Genomic DNA, 20,459 nt, shown 5'->3' with positions numbered 1-20,459 from the left:
CCTTATCCGCTCAGCATCCATTCTAGTACATAGAACCACAAGGCGTCGGCGGAATTATTAAAGTTACATCGCGCCCACCAGACAACCTAGCCAAATCCACATAGACGGTATTCGGTACGGTAGCATTATTAGTAGTCGCTTGTATGAACACGGTCAGATGAGAGCTCTGTGCAGTACAATAAACAATCTGCCGAGTCCAATTCCCCACGGAGTATTGTTCAGCAGACCATACCGCCGCACTTGGGTCTACACCGCCGTAGGGATCTATCCCGACCTTTGTGCATTCGGTTGTATCGCCAGAGCTATTGCGGTAGGTCCAAACTGAAAACACGTATCTGGTGCCTTCTTGGCACTGTACACGCTGGTAAATTCCAGCAGAGTATGGAACGCCTTCTGCAACACTTCTAATGCTTATCCTTTGCGCCTGTGATGGGTAACCACTATGATTTGGAACATTAGCAAGGGAGTAAGAACTGCTTCCAGCTCCAACGTCGTAGGCTACCCAATCATCAGCTATGTCACTAGGCGACGCAATGTTCACAGAAAACTCACCATTTGAAACATCAGGCGGCCTGGGCCCCGAAGTAACAACCCTAATCCATTGACCTTCCCAAGGTCTCAAAACGGCTTTTTCGATTCGCTGCCATCTGTATTGTTTGTAGAATGAATCGTAGGTATAGATAATCGGAGATATCCACCCTGCTTCAACAGCTTCGGTCGCCCGCAGATAATTACCACCGCACTCGACAGTCACGTTTGCCCATTGCACCGGGTACGTAAATGGACATCCGACCATGTTCCATCCTCTATACAACCCTATAGTATAGGGTTCTTCAGGAACAGGAGCTCCAAAGCTTTCAGGTATTGTATATCCGCTGGGATCTTCGACATAAAGCCAGTAACCAAGACCTGCGGGCGCTGTTGCCAGTGCTGTTGGGCTTGATAGCGATGAGATTGGGCACACCAAAAGATTCCTTAAGACGCTTTCCGGCGTTAGCGTTGCCTCATTGTCATATCTATCGCCAGCTTTGCAGTACGCATAATATCTTCCTGTGCTCCCATCGGCATAGGAATATCGCCAAAGCGCTTGATCATCGCCAAACAACGCCTCAGGAGCAATTGATTGGTCAATCTGATATGGCACGGAAATCAAGTTCCAGCCAGCCGCGAATTTGCGCGTCTGAACCCTGAAATAATGAGTATCTTCATCAGACATCGGTATGGCCTGAGGAACGTCCGGTGGATTATCGGTTTCGGCAAAAGCCTTGATTGAGTGAAGTGTGCGGTCGCTGGCTAGCGGTACCTCAAATATTAGATATGTTGTGCCTGCATTCTCGTCCAGAACGTGATAGCCCGTTTCCCAATTCGGAATGATGTCGGGACTTGCACCTGCCGGACCTATTACAAGTTTATCGTCAACCCAAACACGAATTGTATCTTGTTTGGCATGTCGAAAGTCTATGCGGCATTTTGGACGCAAGGTGCCGACTTCGTTGCCGTTTTGAGGCGAAGTTATCTCCACGTCAATGGTAGCTTTCTTTAAAGCCTCATAGACATTCAGCAAACCCCAGCCATAGTTATCATTCGGACGGCCAAATCCCATTGGGGTAGCGCTTTTGCAGAGGATTTCCTGTACATCATAAGAGGGCACGCCTCGAGAAATAAGCAGTGCAGCAGCAGCAGCCACATGAGGACACGCCATTGAGGTCCCCGACATGTAACTAAATGCGTTACCTGTCGGGTCAGGCCATGTCTGAGAAGGCGGTTCCTGCTGAACTACCGAACCAGGTGTGGGTGGAGTTGTACCACCGCCGCCAGGAGGTTGTGCAGGACCTGTTGCTAAAGCCCTATACCAAACTGTGCTCAGAACTTCATAGCCTGGCGCTGCAATGTCTACCACATGTCCTCTTTGGGAAAAGCTAGTCACGTCATCAAGATATCCCGTGGCACCTACGCAAATTACACAATCATAAGAGGCAGGATATCCTGGTGGTGGAGCGCCATTTTCCCATGAATTACCTGCAGCCGCAACTGGAACGACACCCTTACTTACTGCATACTCCAATACTCTTTCTTCCTCTTCCGTCGGGCTTTGACTGCCAAAGCTCATGTTTATGACGTTGCACTTGAGCGGCTCACCGGTGTTTGGGTCTTTGCCTTCCCATGTTGCACAATAATAGATTGCGTTGATAATTGCATCCAAAGGAAGCCCGGGGTCGCCATCAGGCATTACTTTTACAGGAAGTATCCACACTCCATCCCAGCATAGGCCTGCAATACCAATTGTATTGTTCGCCTGTGCTGCAATTATCCCCGCTACGTGTGTGCCGTGTGTAACTGTACCAGATGGAACTTGGTCGTTTTCAGATGGAGAGGGGTCCGAATCAAAATCTCCAAAATCATAGCCTTCTCCTTTGAGGATGCGGTCCTCCAAATCAGGATGCGGCCGCCGAATTATTTGTCCTTGATCGTCAAAAGAAAGCCTATCTCTAACACCAGTATCTATTACACCTACCACAACGCGATTGCTACCTTTTTCGATATCCCACGCCTCTGGCGCACGAATGTGAAGGATTTCAGGCCTAGTTGGGTGCGGCTGCAAAGGCCATTGGCCAGATATAAAATTCGGATTTCTTGGGTTAATCTGCGCTGGGTAGAATTGGTCATTAGGAACATCCAAAGGGTAGCGGTAGTAGTTGTATTGGACGGATTTGATAGCCGGGTATTTTTTGAGAATCGCTTCACGGTTGTTAATTATCCCGTCAGGTGTATTTCCGCTACCTGAAAGGTCGAGCACAACGATATTGCCGAAATTGACTCTGCGAGCTAAGCGTGTTTTGTATTCAGCATTAAAACCCGCAAGATCAGCGTCGGTTTTTCCTTCATGTAGCGAAACCAAGATTTCGTTTGGCACGTACTTTGGGCGCTGGGAATTCACTAGCCAGGTTCCAAAAGGTTCGGCGAAACTGGGCACGACTCCAGCCAGTACCCACACTATTGCTATCAAATATGGCACCCAAAGGGATTTACGGCGTCCCATTGCTCTACCAAACATGTTGCTCCGCATCCTTTCTTTACGTCAGTTAGAAGGGCGTTGGCGGCGTTCCTCCACCATCACTTCCACCGTCTTCAACGCCAGGCGGGCTTGGTGGGAGCTCAACAGTAAACTGCTCCATTAAACTATAAATATATCTGGTATTCTTTGGGCCGTCTTTCTGCGGAGACGGTCCAGCGGGGATTGGGCCCGGCCTGTCAGCACTGTTTCTTGCACCAACGCGCCAGTATAGAGTATCGCCGTTTTGAATACCCTGCAGCTCGGGAACTAAATTGCCATTGCGGTCTCTTAAAACATTCGTGAACGTCTTTGACATGAGTACTCCATCCATCGAAGTACGCTGAACAAATTGATGTACCCATGTAACATCTCGCTCAAAATTCGGACTCTTTGATACTTCAATACAATATGTATCGGCGCCTCCCGAGCTTTCCCACTCAAAAGTAATATCGTTAAGGTCTCCCATGCCCATGGTTATAGGCTGGCATATAGGCCTATTCAAAGCAGTTGCAATACCTGCCGCAACAGGAGGTGTCTCCCAATAGGTTATGTTTCCTGTTGTCGGATTGACACGCTGATAAACACAAGAGACATAATATCTATGCGGCCTACCAATAGAAATGCCGCTCATGCTCATATCTGCTTCTTCCAATGTTGTATGGTCAAGAGATGGATAATGCCAAGCATCCACGGTTCGAGGTGAGGGTTCATCAACTACTCCATAGTCGAACCCAGCAACTGGTCCAATTGTATTGACGCCCGGCGCCAGTACAGGTGCCATAGTACCCTGGCCTCCTGAGGTTGGATTTCCCCAATTATCGCGCCAGACATGGAACTCTCTAATGTTTACCAAGCCAATATTTCTAGGTGCGTTCCATGTTATCAATATGCCTACGTCGCTTTCGTGTGGATTTATATCGGGCAGTGCCCCAGCCTGGGCTGTGACTCCTGGTACTGTCTCAGCTTGATCACCGCCGCCTTTAAAAAGTGCACCTATCGCTAGAAGACCTACGATTGCCCAAGCCAATCGGCTCCCACGAGAGATTTGTTTTCTCTGCTCACTAGGTCGTACTGGTAGTTGGCTAGATGTTACATCCTTTGCAGAGGGCATTTCGAAAATAGCTCTCACGCGGTCTTCAGGCTTCACGCCTTTTGGTGCGCGTATGACTGTAGCGATTGAGTCTGTATCGGTGACCTTTGAGACTTTAACTCGGCCTACAACCTCGTCTTGCCCGCCTTCGCCGCGTCGCAGGACAATCATTTCCATACCAACTTCGATGCCTTCTTGAGATCCCTTATTTAGCAAGACCTGGGTTGTTCCAACTGAGCTGAGGACGGTGGCTTCGGGGAGTATGTATTGAACCATTGTCTCTACAGCGATTCGAGCTGCGTCGCTTATTGCTTCAACCAGGAGCTTGTCTTCATCAGCGGTATATCCTACGTGCGGATAACTCCTGCCAACTGCAATTGCGCCGTTAACTAGTTCCCCAGACGCAACATCACGCATAGCGACTTTAAGGCGAACTTCAGCTTGATTTTTATCCTTGTCAACTTTGATATGATCTAGCTCCCCACTAATAATGCAGTTTGCGCCAACTTCTTGACCTAGTCTCTGCGAAAGACCAGGAGTGAGAGGAACTGAGTATCCAAGCTCCTGCATCTTGGCTTGGAGAGTGTCACCAGAGGTAACATTGAACTTCCCTGAACGGAATAGCTCGACGACAACCGCATCGGTTGCCATTTTGCCAAACATTTTGCCTGGCATCTTGCTGGTATTCAGGAAATCAACTACGGCAACCTCGATTATCCTCCCTTGGCCAAACACTGCTCCGGGGATGAACGCCGTGCAGCCAATGGATGTTAGGATGGCAACAATGCACAGCAAACTTACTGGTAAACGCGTGTCTCTTACCCTAAACGCTTTCACAACAGTGTTTCCTCCTAGGAAATACTTGTCTTGCTGGCGTGCTGTCGAATTAACGCCAAACTATTCTTTTAAATTACTGCCTTTACGAAACTGGTATATGCTGCAGAATGAAATCACGCGAGGAGCGCTATAATCCAAAGTGGAAAGTAGATAAATAACTTTCATGAGTTCACGCTTTTTCATTTAGTCCTAATTTGGATTGAGGATATCTCACGACTGCCCCCAGCAGATTTAAACCAATAAACTACCCCTATCAATGCTCTGCGCCTGATTCCATTCGCAGTAGAGGCTCATACCAGTATTTCTAATTGTGCAAACAACGCCCCGATTATAGCACAGCTATTTTTGTTGTGCAAGCAATTCTTGCATTGCATGCCACACAGAATTTACCTGCTCTTTCGTTTTTTCGAAAGTATCCTCAGTGCTAATTACCCAATCAGCATGCTTGATTTTTTCAGCCATTGGTAACTGCGCCGTGATGCGTTGAAGTGCTTCACGGCGAGAGATTCCGTATCTCTTTTGTAGACGCTCTATCTGCGTCTCTTGTTCCGCACTAATTACCAAAACCTTATCAACCATTCGAACCGATGACGTTTCTATTAGTAATGGAATTTCAACCACTAGTACTCCTTCGCATTGCTTACGAAAATTATTTATCTCGGATTCTATTTGGGCTAATACGCGTGGATGTATGATTTTCTCAAGACGGGCTCTTTTCTCTGCGTCTTTAAAAACTATTTTGCCGAGTTTTCTACGGTCTATCCGCCCCTGCTCGTTCAGAATGTCTTTACCAAACGCCTGAATTATTTCCTTCTGAACTTCAGGATCGTTATCCAGAAGGCCGTGCACCATATCGTCTGCACTTATTACGCGTGCACCAAGGTCAGCGAGCATTTTTGCAACAGTGGACTTTCCACTAGCGGCACCGCCGGTGAGTCCCACAATAAGCACTTTCCGGCCACAAAAAGGGCCGGTCCGCATTGTTTGCTCTTTGCAGACCGGTCCTACCTTTTTATCCTGACCTTCGCTCATACGACCTCTGATATTTGACGAAGGACACCATATGATTTTGCCGTGTTTTTATTCTTCACCAGGCTCTTCTTCCGCCCCAGTAGTTGACTGCTTCATTGCCTCTTCGGTCGAAGATATTTCAGAAACTGCCTCATTAGTTGAGGAATTAACTTCTTCGCATGCTTCTTGAATTTCGGTCTGGACGCCCTCGACTTCGATAGCAACCGCTTTTATCTCAGCTTCAGCTTCGTCGTCTTTTTTTGATAGAGTTTCTTCGGCAAAGGAAGGTCCCGCAACATCAGCTTCAAAATCTTCCTCATCTGCTTTGATATGCTGTTTCTTTTTTCGCTTCCTAGAAGGTTGATCCTCTACCTCCTCGACTACACTTCGAAGCTCCCTAAGTTTATCTCCAACCAGGTCGCCCAGTGTCATGCGGCCTTCGTCTTGGGCTGGGCGATAAGTCTCATATTCCGATTTTTCTTTTTCCTCAAGGATCTGGCGAATGCTTAGAGTCATACGCCGCTCTTCGGGTTTGAGCTCGACAATCCTTGCTTCTACATGATCGCCAACTTTAACTACATCCTCTGGCTTTTTAACCCGTTTTCTGCTCAGCTCAACATTTGGAATTATCCCTTCAATACCTTCGTCCAACCGAACGAAAGCGCCAAACGGCACTAGTCTCGAAATTTCACCTTCGATTACCTGGCCGACACTATATTTACTTTCGATATCCGCCCATGGGTCGGGCAGAATTTGCCTCAGCCCGAGTGATATCCTGTCGGCCTCGAGGTTCAGCTTCAAAACCATCACCTGAATCTTTTGGCCGACTTTTACCACTTCCGACGGATGGTTTATTCTCGTCCATGACATTTCACTAACGTGCAGAAGCCCATCAATACCGCCAAGATCAATGAACGCACCGTAGTCGGTAATGCGTCGCACAATACCTTCGCGAATTTGGCCCTCTTGCAGTGACTTTATGGTTTCGGCACGCCGCTTCTCCCGTTCGCTTTCTACTGCAAGTTTATGCGATAAAACTACTTTTCGGCGGTCTCGGTCAACTTCGATAATTTTAAGGGGAAGCGACTGGCCGATATATTTATCAAGGTTTTTAACGTTCCCGCTACCGACATGAGACGCTGGGATAAAACCCCTAACCCCAAGGTCTACTACCAAACCACCCTTTACGCGGTCGGTTACCATTGCGGTAATTGGTTTATCTTCCTCGTAGTGTTGGATTACCCTATTCCATGCGTTTTCGAAATCGGCGCGTTTCTTTGATAGTAGCAAGCTGCCATCCTGGCTCTCCGTTTCCATCACATATACGTTAATTCGGTCGCCAACGGAAACTACTTCTTCCGGCGACTGAAACGGCTCCTGTGCTAGCTCCGTCATTTTGATTATGCCTTCTGACTTTGTGCCAACATCCACGAGCACCCCATCTTTATCGATATGGACCACGACTCCGTCCACTAGGTCGCCCTCAGACAACGATCGAAACGTTTCCGAATAATGATCTCCACGTTCTGAGGTTTTCTTCACGGATTGGGGCTCGGCTTCTTCAGCAGATGTCGCAGCACTATCAGGCTCAGGAGCTTTCTCCTCTGCTTTTGTCTCGGCCTCCACCGAAACTTCTGCCTTTTTCTCTGCTCCTTCTGTAAATGTCGTAGCTGGTTCGCTTACTTCTGATTCCGTCAATTGCTCATTATTCATGACCAAATCCTCTGATTTGGCCTCGCTCTTGTTGGAGCCCGTTTTCTCTAGCGGGGTGGCTTCGTAAGCCTCTTTGTCGTAAGTCATGATTAAATACTCCTCTCTTCTAGGCGTCAATTGCTTTACTCAATTGAACGCCTAGTACGGACAATATTGCTGTCCGTTCAAAGTATTTGGACGTAGCATCCCACATCCGCCCAGTCGTGCATGTTTTTGGAATTTAGCAGTAGGTAGGTGGGAACTCTACTGCTTTAAATTTCCCTGCGCGGCACCTTAATTGTCCCGGCAGGTCCAGCTTGTTCATGCTACTTTAGGACCGCTTCCGCATGTCGTTGCTCAGTATTATAACACATAACTTAGATACATGCCAATACCGCATGGGCAATAACTCAGGCACCAATATGCTCCTCGACAGATACTGGTTGAGCCGTACACCAATCCTTTCCTACTTTTGCTTCCACTTCAAGCTGAACATCCAAAGGATATACATCCCGCATTGCCGGGAGTACCAAATTTAGGAGTTCGTCGACCTCATTTTCAGGAACTTCAAAGACTAGTTCGTCGTGGACTTGAAGCACCATATTTGCTGTTAAGTTGCTTTTCTTGAGTCGCTCGTTCACTGCAATCATCGCCAGCTTAATAATATCCGCAGCTGTCCCCTGAATCGGCATATTTACCGCTGCACGTTCGGCAAACTCCCTGTAGACCCTATTAGCGCTGTTCAATTCCGGAAGATACCTACGTCGCCCCATCAAGCTTTCTACGTAGCCATTTATTCGAGCTTTTTCAAGAGTTTCGCTTGCGTACTTCCGCACTCCGGGATATTGCTGGAAGTAGCTTTCGATATATTTCTTTGCCACCCCAGTCGGAATATTCAGCTCCCTTGAAAGACCGTAATCGCTCATACCATAAATAACCGCAAAGTTTACGGTTTTAGCCTGACGCCGCATTTCTGGCGTCACTTCATCTGCTGAAACGCCAAACAACCTAGTAGCGGTAGTTGTATGAATGTCCTCACCTTCCCTGAAAGCACGCAGTAGCTCAGCATCGCGGCTTACATGCGCCAAGATGCGGAGTTCGATTTGTGAATAGTCTACCGAAACAAGCAAATTGCCAGGAGCTGCGATAAACGCTCGTCTAATTTCCCTTCCTGTCTCTGTCTTAATGGGAATGTTCTGCAGATTTGGCTCGCTGCTAGACAGCCGTCCCGTCGTAGTGACAGCTTGATTGAGTGTAGTGTGTATCCGACCCGTCTTGGGATTGATTAGCTTGGGAAGGGTATCTGCATAAGTTGACTTTAGCTTTGTAAGTTCTCGGTACTCTAGAATTTTCTCTACGATTTCGTGCGCTGGTGCCAGGGCCACAAGAGTATCAGCATCTGTCGAAAAACCGGTCTTTGTCTTTTTCTCTGCCGGTAAGCCCAGCTTGTCGAAAAGCACAAACGAAAGCTGCTTGGGAGAACCAATGTTGAACTCCATCCCAGCAAGCGTGTATATTTCTTTTTGAAGGTTATTAATCCGTTCACTTAACTTTTCAGATAAAATCCCCAGCCAAGCACTATCTACGGCAACGCCCGTCAATTCCATATCCCCAAGTATGGGCACCAGTGGCATTTCGATGTTATACATCAATAGCTCGATGTTATCTTTCACCAAGTGATCCGTGAGAATACTGACCAGACGCATAGCCGCATCTGCCTCTGCCGCAAATAGCCGCTCTTGCTCAGTTTCTTGTGTCCCCTCTTTGCCTGGGAATTCACTTGATAGATAATCAAATACGACGTCTGACAACTTCTGAACATTCCGTGAGCTGTTTATTAGGTATGCGGCAAGCATGGTATCAAACTCAAGACCTTGTATGTCGATGCCAACTTTTCGCGCTATTTCATATTCGTACTTGAGGTTATGGCCGAATTTTTTTATTTTCTCTGACTCCAATAACTTCCTGAAATCCAGGAGACTCAGCCCGCTATTCTCGCCAAAGCGCACATAATACGCTTTACCAGGGGCAACAGAAACCCCGACACCCAGCGCATCTGCATTAATTGGGTGTGCGGCTGTTCCATGAATCCTAAAAGCAAAACCCCCGGCTTTTTCAATTTGTACCAATAATGCTTCTAAAGAGGGTCTATTGCAAACGAGTTTGTATTCAGACAATTCCTCTACTTTGGCGTCCGACTCAAATTCAAGAACAGGCTGGGCATTATCCTCGGGTAGCCGCTTCAACAACGAACGAAATTCCAAACGCTTGAAAAGCTCTCGAAGCTTTGGCAGGTTTGGCTTTCGAAGCCTACATTGCTCAAGGTTAATGTTAATGGGGACATCAGTCTTAATGGTTGCCAATCGCTTTGAGAGCAACGCTTGGTCAATCGAATTTCGTATTTGCTCACGTAGCCGCGCTTCTTGTATATCATCAATATGCGCAAGGATGTTCTCTAGGCTACCGAATTCTTTAATAAGCTTTACAGCTGTTTTATCGCCGATGCCCGGCACGCCCGGAATATTGTCCGAAGGATCACCTTTAAGAGCTTTATAATCAATAAGTTGCTTAGGCTTAAGGCTATAGCGAGCCTCAACAGACTTCTCATCGTAGATGACAGTCTCAGTAACACCCCTTACGGTAGTCATTACTTTAACTTTGCTGTCCACAAGTTGCAGAGCATCTAGGTCACCTGTAACAATGATTACGTCATAGCCTTCTGACTCGGCTTTTCTAGCAACTGTGCCAACAACATCGTCAGCTTCATAGCCTGGAACCTCAAGAATAGGAATATTGAAGGCTTCAATCATCTCGCGAGCAATAGGCCCCTGGGAACGAAGTTCATCGGGGGCCCGCTTTCGATGGGCTTTGTATTCTACGTATTCTTCATGCCGAAAAGTTTTTTCAGGGGCATCGAAAGATACTATAACGATATCGGGCTTTTCCTCTTCTAGGAGGCGCAATAGCATCATTGCAAGCCCGTAAATTGCATTCGTTGGCTGATTTTCCAATGTAGAAAAGTGTGGTAGGGCAAAGAAAGCTCTGTATAGAAGGCTGTTTCCGTCTATAAGAATGACCTTACCTTTGCTCATTTTAAAACTCATATCTAACGCCAAACAAAAAAGATTAATTCCCAACCCCAATTAGCCAGAACAATCAAATATTGGTTTTATATCTGTAGTTCAGTAATCAGGATGGGATAGCGAGTTGAAATTATCCACGCGCAGTAATCTTCGCGCTAATCCCATAAGAAATTTAGCGCGAGACTGGCTGGTAAAGCTTGATTCTGCTTCACTTATTAGTTGACCCAAGAGACCTCTTTGTTCATAATACTCTTTGACCTCGAACTCCCCCTTTATTCCCGCATCGCGCGCCGCTGCCTTGAGCGCATCCTCGAGACCGCCAAGCTCATCCACCAACTTCAATGCTTTCGCCTGACTGCCGGTAAAAATGCGCCCGTCAGCAAGTTCTCTTACCTTTTCAAGTGGAAGTTTCCGGCCTTTGTGAACGTCTCTTACAAACTGCTCAAAAACATCGTTTATCAACCCCTGGAGAATTTTCCGCTCTTCAGGAGTAAGGGGACGCGATATACTCCCCATATCCTTGTGCTTCCCGCTCTTAATTGATCCCAATTCAATTCCCAAACGATTAAGAAGGACATGGAGATCGGCGATTTCCATGACTACCCCAATGCTGCCAGTTATAGTTGCAGGGTTAGCATATATTCGGTCTGCAGCAGCCGAAACGTAGTATCCTCCAGAAGCAGCAACATCGCCCATCGAGACTGTAACCTTCTTGCCTGACCGTCGAACGCGTAAAATCTCGTTGTATATCTCTTGTGAGGCTGCAGCGCTTCCCCCAGGACTATTAATCCTGATGACGAGCGATTTTATGGAATTGTCTTTTCTCGCACGCTCAAGCGCCCGAATCACTCTTTCCGAAGCTGCACCTTGATCACCGAAAAGTCCCCCCTGACCACTTCCCGAGAAAATTACTCCCTCAATTCGAACTAATCCAACCTTGTATCCAAATCTGGGTATGGTGCCACCCTTACCTGCCGTCAGCGCAATAATCACAAAGGAAACAAAAACAAGAACAAGCACCAACACAATAATCAAAGCAACGGCAATTGTTTTTTTCATAAAGGGCGGCCTCCTCATTGACAACCGACGTGAAATGGGTTATAATTTGCTCAGTGCCGAAGTGGCGGAATTGGCAGACGCGCCGGTCTCAAAAACCGGTGAGGGCAACCTCATGTCGGTTCGACCCCGACCTTCGGCACCATTTTATTAGGATTCCCTTTTAAACGGTTTATTGTAGCAATTCGTTCATGGCTGTGTCAATTTGCAATCCTTTGTATTACCTCGCCAGACTCCACCCGATGAGACAGGAATTCCTAATCATCTAAACCGACCAAATTTGGAAAACTACTCACCCAAAAAGCATGGGTAACCGCGGACAAATGCTTATTTGAACTTCAGCAATCAACAAGTGAACGAGGCAATTACGAGGTCATGTCAAGTAAATTAAGATTCGTAGCAAAAACTAAATTTTGCTAAAGGTACCTTAGAAATTTGTTTTCTTCGTCGACTAAAATAAGCTTGGGGGTTACTTCCTCATCAGTAATGGCAAAGGAGACAATTATTACCTTATCTCCTTTCTTTACAAGATGTGCCGCGGCTCCATTTACACAGATGACTCCAGACCGCTTCGGCGCGGGAATTGCGTAGGTTTCAAACCGTTGACCATTGGTAACGTTCCAGACATGCACAAGTTCACCCTTCTTTATGTCTGCACGCTCCATCAAGTCTTGGTCAATTGTAATACTTCCTATGTAATTGACATCAGCGTCCGTAACAGTTGCTCGGTGGATTTTGCTTTTTAGAAGTGTCAGAAGTCGCATTTCTTTCGCCCCTTACTATTATTATAGCAATTGACATTAGCTATTGTGAAGATACTTCGCGATATATTTATGTGTTTTGTATTCCGATACCATTTTCTCGTCAAGAGGGTATTGCCCAAACTGCTTTGCTGCTTCAACCATGGCCAAGTAGTTTTCTGGCTTAACCCCGGGATGAATACTGTTACTCGATGCAATTACATGACCGCCCCCAACCGAAGCTTTCGCTATTGTTTCCTTTACTGCATCAATGACCTCTTCCCGCGTGCCGTGCGGGAGGACCTCAGTACAATCGACATTTCCTACAACGGCAACGCGGTCGCCATACTTTGCCTTAACCTCCCCGATATCCATCCCAGCAATTGGTTCGAGTGGGTCAATTGCATCTGTCCCTGTCGCAACAATCATATCAAGTATCGGCCAAATATTCCCATCGGTGTGCTTTATATGGGGAACTCCACCTTGATGAGCTGTGTTTACCATTTCCTTTATATAAGGAACACAAAACTCCTCAAAGAAAGCAGGAGACATCAAGGGCGCTGTTCGGTAAGCATAGTCATCTCCACATACTACGGCATCTATCCCTTCATTAATCGCTCGTTGAAGCACTGCCTTCTTATAATCAACTATCATTCTTGCCAGACGATGGGCAAACTCCGGGTTCTCAATGTAGGCGGCGAAGAGATTTTCAAGACCAATAAGGTAATGAGAAAACTCGAAAGCCTCATGTCCACAGAGGACAATAGCTTTTTCGCCTTTAAAGCGACGAACAGCCTCAGAAACTGTTTTCAACCTGTGGTCAGCATAAGGGTCGGGGGGCTTATAAGAATCTAGGTCCGCTGGACTTTTCAGCGGATGGCCAGCTGGATAAGCGACTCCACATGGCTCCACTCCCCACACAATGCCCCATTCGTCGCGGAAATAGCCGCCGCCCAAATCCTCCCGGTGATGATCTTCAAAAACCGTAATTGCATCTAAGTCAAGCTTCTCGGCCAAAGCAAAATAACCTATATTCCCATAGAGTGCAGAAAGTGTGGGTTCGTTTATAATGAGCTCCCAAATTGGAACCCTGTCAGGCTGCCCCCGCCTAAGAGCAGTCAGAAACCTCTCTCTGCCTGTCACTTTGCCTATAGCTCCTCTTGCTTATTATCTAATATTCAATCCCCTGTCTTGAATTTCCAGGATGCTTTATTTCAACCATTTCTGTCACAAGGTCGGCGGCATCCACAAGCTCCTTAGGCGCATACCTACCTGTTAAAATGATATCGACCCAAGGTGGACGCCGATTGAGAATTGCTAATACTTCCTCAGTATTGACAAAACCATAATGAAGCACTATGCACATTTCATCCAAAATGACCATGTCATACTCGCCAGATTCGATTATTTCAACCGCCTGCGCCCAATTTTGACGGCTTTCCTCACGAAGGACTGCTGATTCACGTTGGTTGACATTCGGATCAAAAGGCGATGTTCGTCCAAAAACTGAAATTGCTGACCCAAGGCGCTCTGCGGCTAAAACCTCTCCTGATTTACCAGGCTTCAGAAATTGCACAACTGCCACCCTAAGCCCACGCCCAATAGCTCTAAGCGCAAGTCCCCACGCAGCGGTTGTCTTACCTTTTCCATTTCCCGTATAAACTTGTACAATGCCCTTGCGGATGTCCATTTTTACGGCCAGAGTTTACCTTTGCATTATTAGAGGATTAGAAGCCTTGCAAGCTTTGCGCTGAAACTAGGACTTTTATGTCTACTTGGAAATAACTTCACAGATATTTCTCCAAACCCCGCTCTTTCAATAACTCTACTAACTTTTTCACATCCTGCGCACGGTCTTTCGGACAAACAAGGAGCGCGTCTTCGGTATCAACAATGATCATATCATCAAGCCCAATGGTTGCAATTAGCTTGTCCTCCGAACCAACAACCAAGTTATTGGTCGTATCTACTCCTATGTGAAAAGCGTTAACTGCGTTTCCGTATTCGTCCTTTGGCATTATGTCGCTTACTGCCGTCCAACTACCAATGTCATTCCAACCAAACGTTGCCCGCACGACCATAATATCGTCGAGTTTCTCCATTATTCCATAATCAACGGAAATCCGACGCATTGCTTCATACTCACGATGAAGGACGTCGGTTTCATTTTCTCCGCCGACGGCATCTTTTATTCGCATTAACCGCTCATGAATATCCGGCAAATGAAGAGCAAAGAGCTCCATAATTTTTGGCACACTCCATACAAACATGCCGCTATTCCAAAGATAATCACCACTCTCAACATATCGTTTAGCAGTCGGAAGGTCAGGCTTTTCAACAAATCGTTTTGCCTTATGAACCTCGCATCCTTTAATGACTTCGTACTCGGGCTCTATTTGAATATAACCATATCCTGTTTCAGGGGCTGTCGGAGGTATACCAATTGTGACCACTTTTCCCATTTCCGCTAGCTTTTTCGCAGCCAGTATAGTTTGTGCAAACTCTTCATCACCCGAAATATAATGGTCTGACGGGAAAACCCCTAAAATTGCCTCTGGGTCTATTAGGCTTATATATGCTGCCGCAAGGCCTATGCAAGGTGCTGTATCGCGCCTATAAGGATCGATAAACACCACATCGGGCTTCCGCGCGGTTGCTTCGCAGATTAAATCTACATGATGGGCATTAGTTATAATGTAGACCTTGTCCTCGCCAAGAATTGCGGATAATCTATCTGTCATAGCCTGCACAAGCGGCTTCTCTCCCACCAGAGGATGTATCTGCTTAGGGAAGTTTTCTCGAGACTTTGGCCACAATCGTGTGCCTCCGCCGCCTGCCATGACAATGCCATACATCTCCATATTGCTCTTCTCCTTCAAAATGTAACCTGGCCCAATGCTCATTTATTCTAGCATGGGCCGCTTCGTTTCGGCAATTAAAATGCTAAGAAATCGCCACTCAAGATATTACCCGTTATACTGCTGAGCTAACCTTCTTTCACATCTTGCCATTTACTACTTGGGGCGCTTACAATGGTGGCATGAGATCCCAACTCTAAATAGCCCTTTTTCTTCCATATGGCAAGAGAAAAAGCGCTAAATGCGAATAAATAACTAATCAGAAAAATCTATCATGGTTTTATTCTTGATCTTATCAATCATCTTCAACACTGGCTTTGCTATGAGCTACAAGATAGCAACACGCCGAAATTCGAATGTCCAAGCCGTAAACGTTTGGATGTACATTGGCTCTACCCTAACCGTAATCACCTATACTCTTATAAAGCATGAATTGTCGCTAAACATTCAGGCTATTATTTTAGGTTCAATTTCAGGGTTTATGGTTTTCTTTGCAACTTTGGCATTTTTTTATCACATAGGCTACGGTCAGCTTTCAACATCCTGGACAGTTATCAGCCTGGCGATAGCATTTCCCGTATTGGCCTCTATCTTCGTCTGGCACGAGCAACCGAATCACAAGCAGATTGTTGGCCTTGTGCTAATTGCTTTGGCACTTATTCTTTTTGGCAGGCACGAAACAAGAAATGGAGGCATGGGTTAATGAGCTTTCTTCTCCTCATGGTTGCATTCATGCTGACAGGTCTGCTCCATGTGGCAAACAAAGCGCTTCATGAATGCAGGTTGGACGCCTACCGTGATTTATATATGCTAATGTACTACGCAGTTCCAATGACAATGGGGTTGATTCTCCTAAAGATGCAAGGCGGAAAAACAACAATGACCGACCGAAAAATAGGTTTGTTCATGGGATTTAGCGGTGCACTAAGCTTGCTCTTTTTCTTGATTGCGCTTCAGCACATCCCTGGAATAGTTGCCTTCCCTGTAAGGAACCTTGGCAACCTAGTTCTTACGGCAACCCTCTCTATGGTCGCATGGAAAGAAAAACTTTCGCACAGCCAGTGGCTCGGGGTCATTCTTTCACTTATTGCTATTTGGCTAATTTATTAGAAGCCAATGACTAGTAATTATTCCAGAACCCCTGCTGCGCCCTCCACCCCAGCGCCCGAAGCACCTACAATTTGACTGCCATCTATTCGTACGCATGAAGCGAGGCCGGCAAGCGTTTCGCGCTCCTCCAGCACATGCCCACGTGCCTTCATCGCCTCCCTCGCAGTCTCCGGCAGATGCTTCTCAACAAGCATTCCTGCAAGATGAGTGTGTATCCTCGGGCGATTAAGTGTTTCCGCAGGTGTCATATCAAAGTCGATGATATTTACCGCAAACTGAGCCACCATGTTGGGTATCATGCGGCCCCCTGGAAGTCCAAAAGCTGCAACTGGATTACCGTTGCTAGTAACGATTAGCGGCGACATGTTATGCATCACGGCCTTCCCTGAGCCGACAGAGTTTGGAAACCCTGGCCTCGGATCAAAACGCGACATTCCATGGTTTAAAACAATACCAAGGCCAGGAACGCCAACCTTCGCACCCCATCCACCACCATGAGTCTGCGTTAGGGCAACCATATTACGCTCGGAATCACAAGCCACCAGGCTTACCGTGCAGCCCACTATTTCAGATTGGCGCCGTCGGCGAGCAACTGGCCCCTTTTTAATCCTTCTAGCGAGCTTGCCAGCATGTTTACTGGAAATCAACCATCGAATTTTTCGCTCAATGCCAGGAACATCGCCGATATATTTGAACCGATCTCTCCAAGCTAGGACTAGCGTATCTGCGAGATTTGCCCAGTATTTTGGATCGTCCGGCGAGTATGGCTCTGGGCTCAACACCTTAAGTACCGACAGAATCTCAAGTGCGGTTGGACTGCCTGATAGTGCTGGACAAGCATGAACTTGTTTTCCTCTGTATTCAAGAACTAATGGCTTGCAGACCTGTGCCTTGTATTCTGCCATATCATTTAAAGTGAGTATACCACCCAATGATTGAACGCGGTTTACAATTCTTTCTGCAATTTCCCCAACATAGAAAGAATGAGGATCGGAGGCTAGCGTCTCCAATAGGCGAGCCAAATCCGATTGCACCCAGATTTCGCCCTCCTGTGGTATGCTGCCATCGGGAAACATTGTTGCTATCGAATCTTCGTCTGCGCCATTCTTCAGTCCTTCGAGTTGCACAGCCAACCCCGGATAAACTGGGAACCCATCAGCCGCTAGGCGGATAATCGGCTCCATAATTTTACCCCACCCAAGGCGGCCGAATTTCTCCGCGGCAAGAGAAAGGCCTGCTACAGTTCCGGGAACGGATACGGCAAGAGGGCCTACGAAATTAGCATTGTTAACAACAGGGGCAAACTCCCCCAAACCATACTTTTTTGTATTATTCTCGATTTCAAACATACCTTCGGTTGCCGCCTTTGGCGCACGGGTATTGTAGTCAATAGAGACAACTCGTTTTTTACTCGAAAGATAAATAACCATCTGCCCTCCATAACCACCGATTCCGTTAGACGCAGGTTTGACTACGCAAAGCGCTAGAGCGGTCGCAACCGCCGCGTCTATGGCATTCCCGCCTGCTTGAAGTATATCGCGCCCAACCTGAGAAGCCAGCGCATTGTCTGAAGCAACCATGCCAAACTTACTAACAACATCAACAGCCTTGCCCATTTCACCCTCCAAAATGCCCTCTGGGAATATTAAAAACGGCGGCTCATGTACTAACTTTAGATAATTGCTCCCTGATCAAGCAGGTAATCTCTTAGGAGTTTATAGTCCAGCTTCCGAGGGGTCACATCTTCCCTAACACAAAGCGCAGCAGCTACACCAGCGGCCTGGCCAAGTGCCATGCAATTCGGCATTATTCGAACTGCTCCCTGACCCTCGTGGGTTGCTGAAAGACATCGGCCTGCAACGAGAAGATTTTCAATTTCACGCGGCACCAAACACCGATAGGGAACCTCATACCAATCACCTGGCGGAGGAGCATTTGTTGGCTTTCCATCGTCCGCCCGCGAATAACCAATGCCAGTAGGCCGATGGATATCCACTGGATACGCAGACCTCAACACAGAATCAGGGAATTTTCTTCCAGTTACTACATCTTCTGCGGTAAAGACATACTCGCCTAAAATGCGACGTGTCTCCCTTACGCCAATTTGGGTTGCGGTTTGAACTAGGTAAGCATTCTCAAAACCCGGCACATAATTGCGGAAGAATTTCATCAAAGCCATCGTTTGTCGCCGCCCCTCAATCTCTGCCTGCGTTAAATCTTCCGAACGAGTGCCATCCAATCCTCCAATGTGCGTCGTGTTCACCACGACGTGACCAGGCGTTGGTAATGCTATAAAGAAAACCATATCTTGCGGAAGTGGAAACTCGCCTTTACTACGTGCTTCATCAACTTCCTTATAGAAGCCCGCAACTCCAACAGATGTTTTCAACAGACGCTCCACATCCGCATCGGTTTGCGGCTTTGGAAAGCGCATTTGGTCCGGGTTGTCCTTGGCATACACTAGCGCTTTGCGAATATCAACGCCACCGATTGTGAACATAAGAGTCATCGCCTGAGTCATTCCATGCTCTGGGCTTCCCATCTCAAATGGTGCGCCTGCCATTGCTGAAACATCACCATCTCCAGTAGCATCAATTGTAACTGCGCCATCAAGGTTAATCATCCCGCTTTTTGTTAAAACCTCAACGCCGATAACCCTTTTCCCAACAACACGAACCCCTGTTATCCAAGAATGAAGAAGAAGGTGTCCGCCCGATTCGAGCAACATTTCCTGTGCGACAAACTTCATCGCCTCTGGGTCGAATGCTCTTCCAAACATACCACCCATATCTGCCATTCGGTCGCAAATTTCTTTAAAGAAACCTCCAACAAGCTGTTCGCCCCTCGAAGTACAGGAGCTCATAAAAGGATTAACCAGTCCAGCTGTCCCAAGACCACCCAAAAATCCATAGCGTTCAATTAGGAGCGTCTTGACTCCAATTCTTGACGAACAAACGGCAGCGGCAATACCTGCAACGCCACCACCTGCCACAATAACATCGAAATTATTGTCAATATTCAATTTTTCCACCTCTTGACAAGCCAATTTTGCAAGGTAAAGAATTGCTATCCGACCGACATTATAACAAAAAAGCTTTTGCTAACATTAATAGGTTTCATTTTTTCAAGATGTCCATATTAAAAATTAATAGGTTACAGGTAAAAATACCTGTTGACAAAGAAAATTCGCCCCGATATACTGAGTGCCGATACATAGCGCACGCTGTGCAAGCAATCACGCACCAACGTGCTATGGTCATGTGCTAAACAATTTAAGAGTCAATAATTGCAGAATCTCCACCTACGGTTTTTTATCAAGGTGGAAAACGTAAGGAGGAACGCGCAAAGGTCTAATGGCTATAGAAATCGGAAGCACCGTCGACGGAGTAGTTGTAAAGGTAACTGAGTATGGTGCTATCGTCAGGATGCAAGGTGGAAAGACCGGCTTAATCCACATTTCCGAGATTGCAGATACGTTTGTCAGGGATGTCAAGGATTATTTCAAAGAGCACGACCGAGTTAGAGTAAGGGTCTTGAGCGTCAACAGCAAAGGGCGCTATGAACTCTCAACCAAGCAAGTTGAGCAGCCTCCTCAGGAACCTCCGGAACCTCGCGAGCGCGAAAAATCCATTGAGCGCCCTACCGAAGAAATCAATCTCGGCCCTGAACCAGAGAGCGAACTAGAAACAACAGCAGTAGCCCAAAGTTTCGAGGAAAGGCTATCACGTTTTGTTAAAGAAAGTGAAGAACGGCTGCTTCAGTTGAAACGCAATATAGAAAGCAAGCGTGGCAATAATAGAAGGCGTTGATTTCCACTGATATCATCAGTGGACTCCTGAGCAGATGGTTTCAATTAATAATTTAATTGCTTCTCTAAAAGATGGGTTCTTCTTTTAGACTAGCAAACTTACCTGAGAAGTTCGTCTG

15 protein-coding genes and 1 tRNA gene are annotated in these 20,459 nt (G+C 46.8%); 4 read left to right on the top strand and 12 right to left on the bottom strand.

Annotated features, from left to right (window positions below; all coding sequences use genetic code 11):
* Positions 1-22: 22 nt before the first annotated feature.
* The 6 genes from K6T99_01900 to sppA form a co-directional block, all read right to left on the bottom strand.
* Positions 23-3,055 carry a S8 family serine peptidase gene (locus tag K6T99_01900; GenBank protein MCL6518561.1) on the bottom strand — a complete coding sequence of 1,011 codons (3,033 nt, stop codon included), beginning with the start codon at positions 3,053-3,055 and terminating at the stop codon, positions 23-25.
* 28 nt (positions 3,056-3,083) lie between these two features.
* Positions 3,084-4,982 (bottom strand): hypothetical protein, encoded by a 1,899-nt coding sequence (locus tag K6T99_01895; GenBank protein ID MCL6518560.1) that lies wholly within the window; start codon positions 4,980-4,982, stop codon positions 3,084-3,086.
* Between the two features lie 339 nt (positions 4,983-5,321).
* A complete protein-coding gene (gene coaE, locus K6T99_01890; protein MCL6518559.1) occupies positions 5,322-6,014 on the bottom strand; it encodes a dephospho-CoA kinase in 693 nt (230 codons plus the stop codon).
* A 48-nt stretch (positions 6,015-6,062) separates the two neighbouring features.
* Complete coding sequence (gene rpsA / locus K6T99_01885; GenBank protein ID MCL6518558.1) at positions 6,063-7,793, bottom strand: 30S ribosomal protein S1; 1,731 nt, start codon at positions 7,791-7,793, stop codon at positions 6,063-6,065.
* A 302-nt stretch (positions 7,794-8,095) separates the two neighbouring features.
* On the bottom strand, positions 8,096-10,777 hold the full coding sequence (polA, locus tag K6T99_01880) for a DNA polymerase I (protein MCL6518557.1): 2,682 nt from the start codon (positions 10,775-10,777) through the stop codon (positions 8,096-8,098).
* Positions 10,778-10,867: 90 nt separating this feature from the next.
* Positions 10,868-11,827 carry a signal peptide peptidase SppA gene (gene sppA, locus K6T99_01875; protein ID MCL6518556.1) on the bottom strand — a complete coding sequence of 320 codons (960 nt, stop codon included), beginning with the start codon at positions 11,825-11,827 and terminating at the stop codon, positions 10,868-10,870.
* A gap of 55 nt (positions 11,828-11,882) precedes the next feature.
* On the opposite strand from sppA, the gene K6T99_01870 reads away from it, so the two are divergent.
* Positions 11,883-11,969 (top strand) — tRNA-Leu (locus K6T99_01870).
* A 271-nt stretch (positions 11,970-12,240) separates the two neighbouring features.
* Here the strand turns inward: K6T99_01870 and K6T99_01865 are convergent.
* The 4 genes from K6T99_01865 to K6T99_01850 form a co-directional block, all read right to left on the bottom strand.
* Positions 12,241-12,588 (bottom strand): aspartate 1-decarboxylase, encoded by a 348-nt coding sequence (locus K6T99_01865; GenBank protein MCL6518555.1) that lies wholly within the window; start codon positions 12,586-12,588, stop codon positions 12,241-12,243.
* Positions 12,589-12,624: 36 nt separating this feature from the next.
* Complete coding sequence (locus K6T99_01860; GenBank protein ID MCL6518554.1) at positions 12,625-13,707, bottom strand: uroporphyrinogen decarboxylase family protein; 1,083 nt, start codon at positions 13,705-13,707, stop codon at positions 12,625-12,627.
* A gap of 28 nt (positions 13,708-13,735) precedes the next feature.
* Positions 13,736-14,254, bottom strand: coding sequence for a cob(I)yrinic acid a,c-diamide adenosyltransferase (cobO, locus tag K6T99_01855; protein MCL6518553.1), 519 nt, complete (start codon positions 14,252-14,254; stop codon positions 13,736-13,738).
* A gap of 97 nt (positions 14,255-14,351) precedes the next feature.
* Positions 14,352-15,425: an NTP transferase domain-containing protein gene (locus K6T99_01850; GenBank protein MCL6518552.1), complete on the bottom strand. Its 1,074-nt coding sequence runs from the start codon at positions 15,423-15,425 to the stop codon at positions 14,352-14,354.
* A 271-nt stretch (positions 15,426-15,696) separates the two neighbouring features.
* Between K6T99_01850 and K6T99_01845 the strand changes: the two genes are divergently transcribed.
* Together K6T99_01845 and K6T99_01840 are read left to right on the top strand one after the other, a co-directional pair.
* Positions 15,697-16,125, top strand: a complete 429-nt coding sequence (locus K6T99_01845) for an EamA family transporter (protein MCL6518551.1) — start codon at positions 15,697-15,699, stop codon at positions 16,123-16,125.
* Positions 16,125-16,532 (top strand): DMT family transporter, encoded by a 408-nt coding sequence (locus K6T99_01840; GenBank protein MCL6518550.1) that lies wholly within the window; start codon positions 16,125-16,127, stop codon positions 16,530-16,532. Before K6T99_01845 ends, K6T99_01840 begins: the two co-directional genes overlap by 1 nt.
* 17 nt (positions 16,533-16,549) lie before the next feature.
* On the opposite strand, the gene K6T99_01835 is transcribed toward K6T99_01840, so the two are convergent.
* On the bottom strand, positions 16,550-18,148 hold the full coding sequence (locus K6T99_01835) for a gamma-glutamyltransferase family protein (GenBank protein ID MCL6518549.1): 1,599 nt from the start codon (positions 18,146-18,148) through the stop codon (positions 16,550-16,552).
* A 56-nt stretch (positions 18,149-18,204) separates the two neighbouring features.
* Complete coding sequence (locus K6T99_01830; protein MCL6518548.1) at positions 18,205-19,554, bottom strand: FAD-dependent oxidoreductase; 1,350 nt, start codon at positions 19,552-19,554, stop codon at positions 18,205-18,207.
* A 331-nt stretch (positions 19,555-19,885) separates the two neighbouring features.
* Here K6T99_01830 and K6T99_01825 point away from each other — a divergent pair, with 331 nt between their 5' ends.
* Positions 19,886-20,341: a S1 RNA-binding domain-containing protein gene (locus tag K6T99_01825; GenBank protein ID MCL6518547.1), complete on the top strand. Its 456-nt coding sequence runs from the start codon at positions 19,886-19,888 to the stop codon at positions 20,339-20,341.
* The last annotated feature ends 118 nt before the right edge of the window (positions 20,342-20,459 follow it).

It is taken from the genome of Armatimonadota bacterium (genome assembly GCA_023511795.1).
In the GTDB taxonomy this organism is placed as follows: domain Bacteria; phylum Armatimonadota; class UBA5829; order DTJY01; family DTJY01; genus JAIMAU01.
This window is presented reverse-complemented; position numbering and strand designations above follow the sequence as displayed.

Coding starts and splice junctions, on each gene's coding strand:
- K6T99_01845 (MCL6518551.1), top strand. CDS start 15,697: ATGGTTTTATTCTTGATCTTATCAATCATCTTCAACACTGGCTTTGCT.
- K6T99_01835 (MCL6518549.1), bottom strand. CDS start 18,148: ATGGGCAAGGCTGTTGATGTTGTTAGTAAGTTTGGCATGGTTGCTTCA.
- cobO (MCL6518553.1), bottom strand. CDS start 14,254: ATGGACATCCGCAAGGGCATTGTACAAGTTTATACGGGAAATGGAAAA.
- coaE (MCL6518559.1), bottom strand. CDS start 6,014: ATGAGCGAAGGTCAGGATAAAAAGGTAGGACCGGTCTGCAAAGAGCAA.
- K6T99_01850 (MCL6518552.1), bottom strand. CDS start 15,425: ATGGAGATGTATGGCATTGTCATGGCAGGCGGCGGAGGCACACGATTG.
- rpsA (MCL6518558.1), bottom strand. CDS start 7,793: ATGACTTACGACAAAGAGGCTTACGAAGCCACCCCGCTAGAGAAAACG.
- K6T99_01825 (MCL6518547.1), top strand. CDS start 19,886: ATGGCTATAGAAATCGGAAGCACCGTCGACGGAGTAGTTGTAAAGGTA.
- sppA (MCL6518556.1), bottom strand. CDS start 11,827: ATGAAAAAAACAATTGCCGTTGCTTTGATTATTGTGTTGGTGCTTGTT.
- K6T99_01900 (MCL6518561.1), bottom strand. CDS start 3,055: ATGTTTGGTAGAGCAATGGGACGCCGTAAATCCCTTTGGGTGCCATAT.
- polA (MCL6518557.1), bottom strand. CDS start 10,777: ATGAGCAAAGGTAAGGTCATTCTTATAGACGGAAACAGCCTTCTATAC.
- K6T99_01840 (MCL6518550.1), top strand. CDS start 16,125: ATGAGCTTTCTTCTCCTCATGGTTGCATTCATGCTGACAGGTCTGCTC.
- K6T99_01865 (MCL6518555.1), bottom strand. CDS start 12,588: ATGCGACTTCTGACACTTCTAAAAAGCAAAATCCACCGAGCAACTGTT.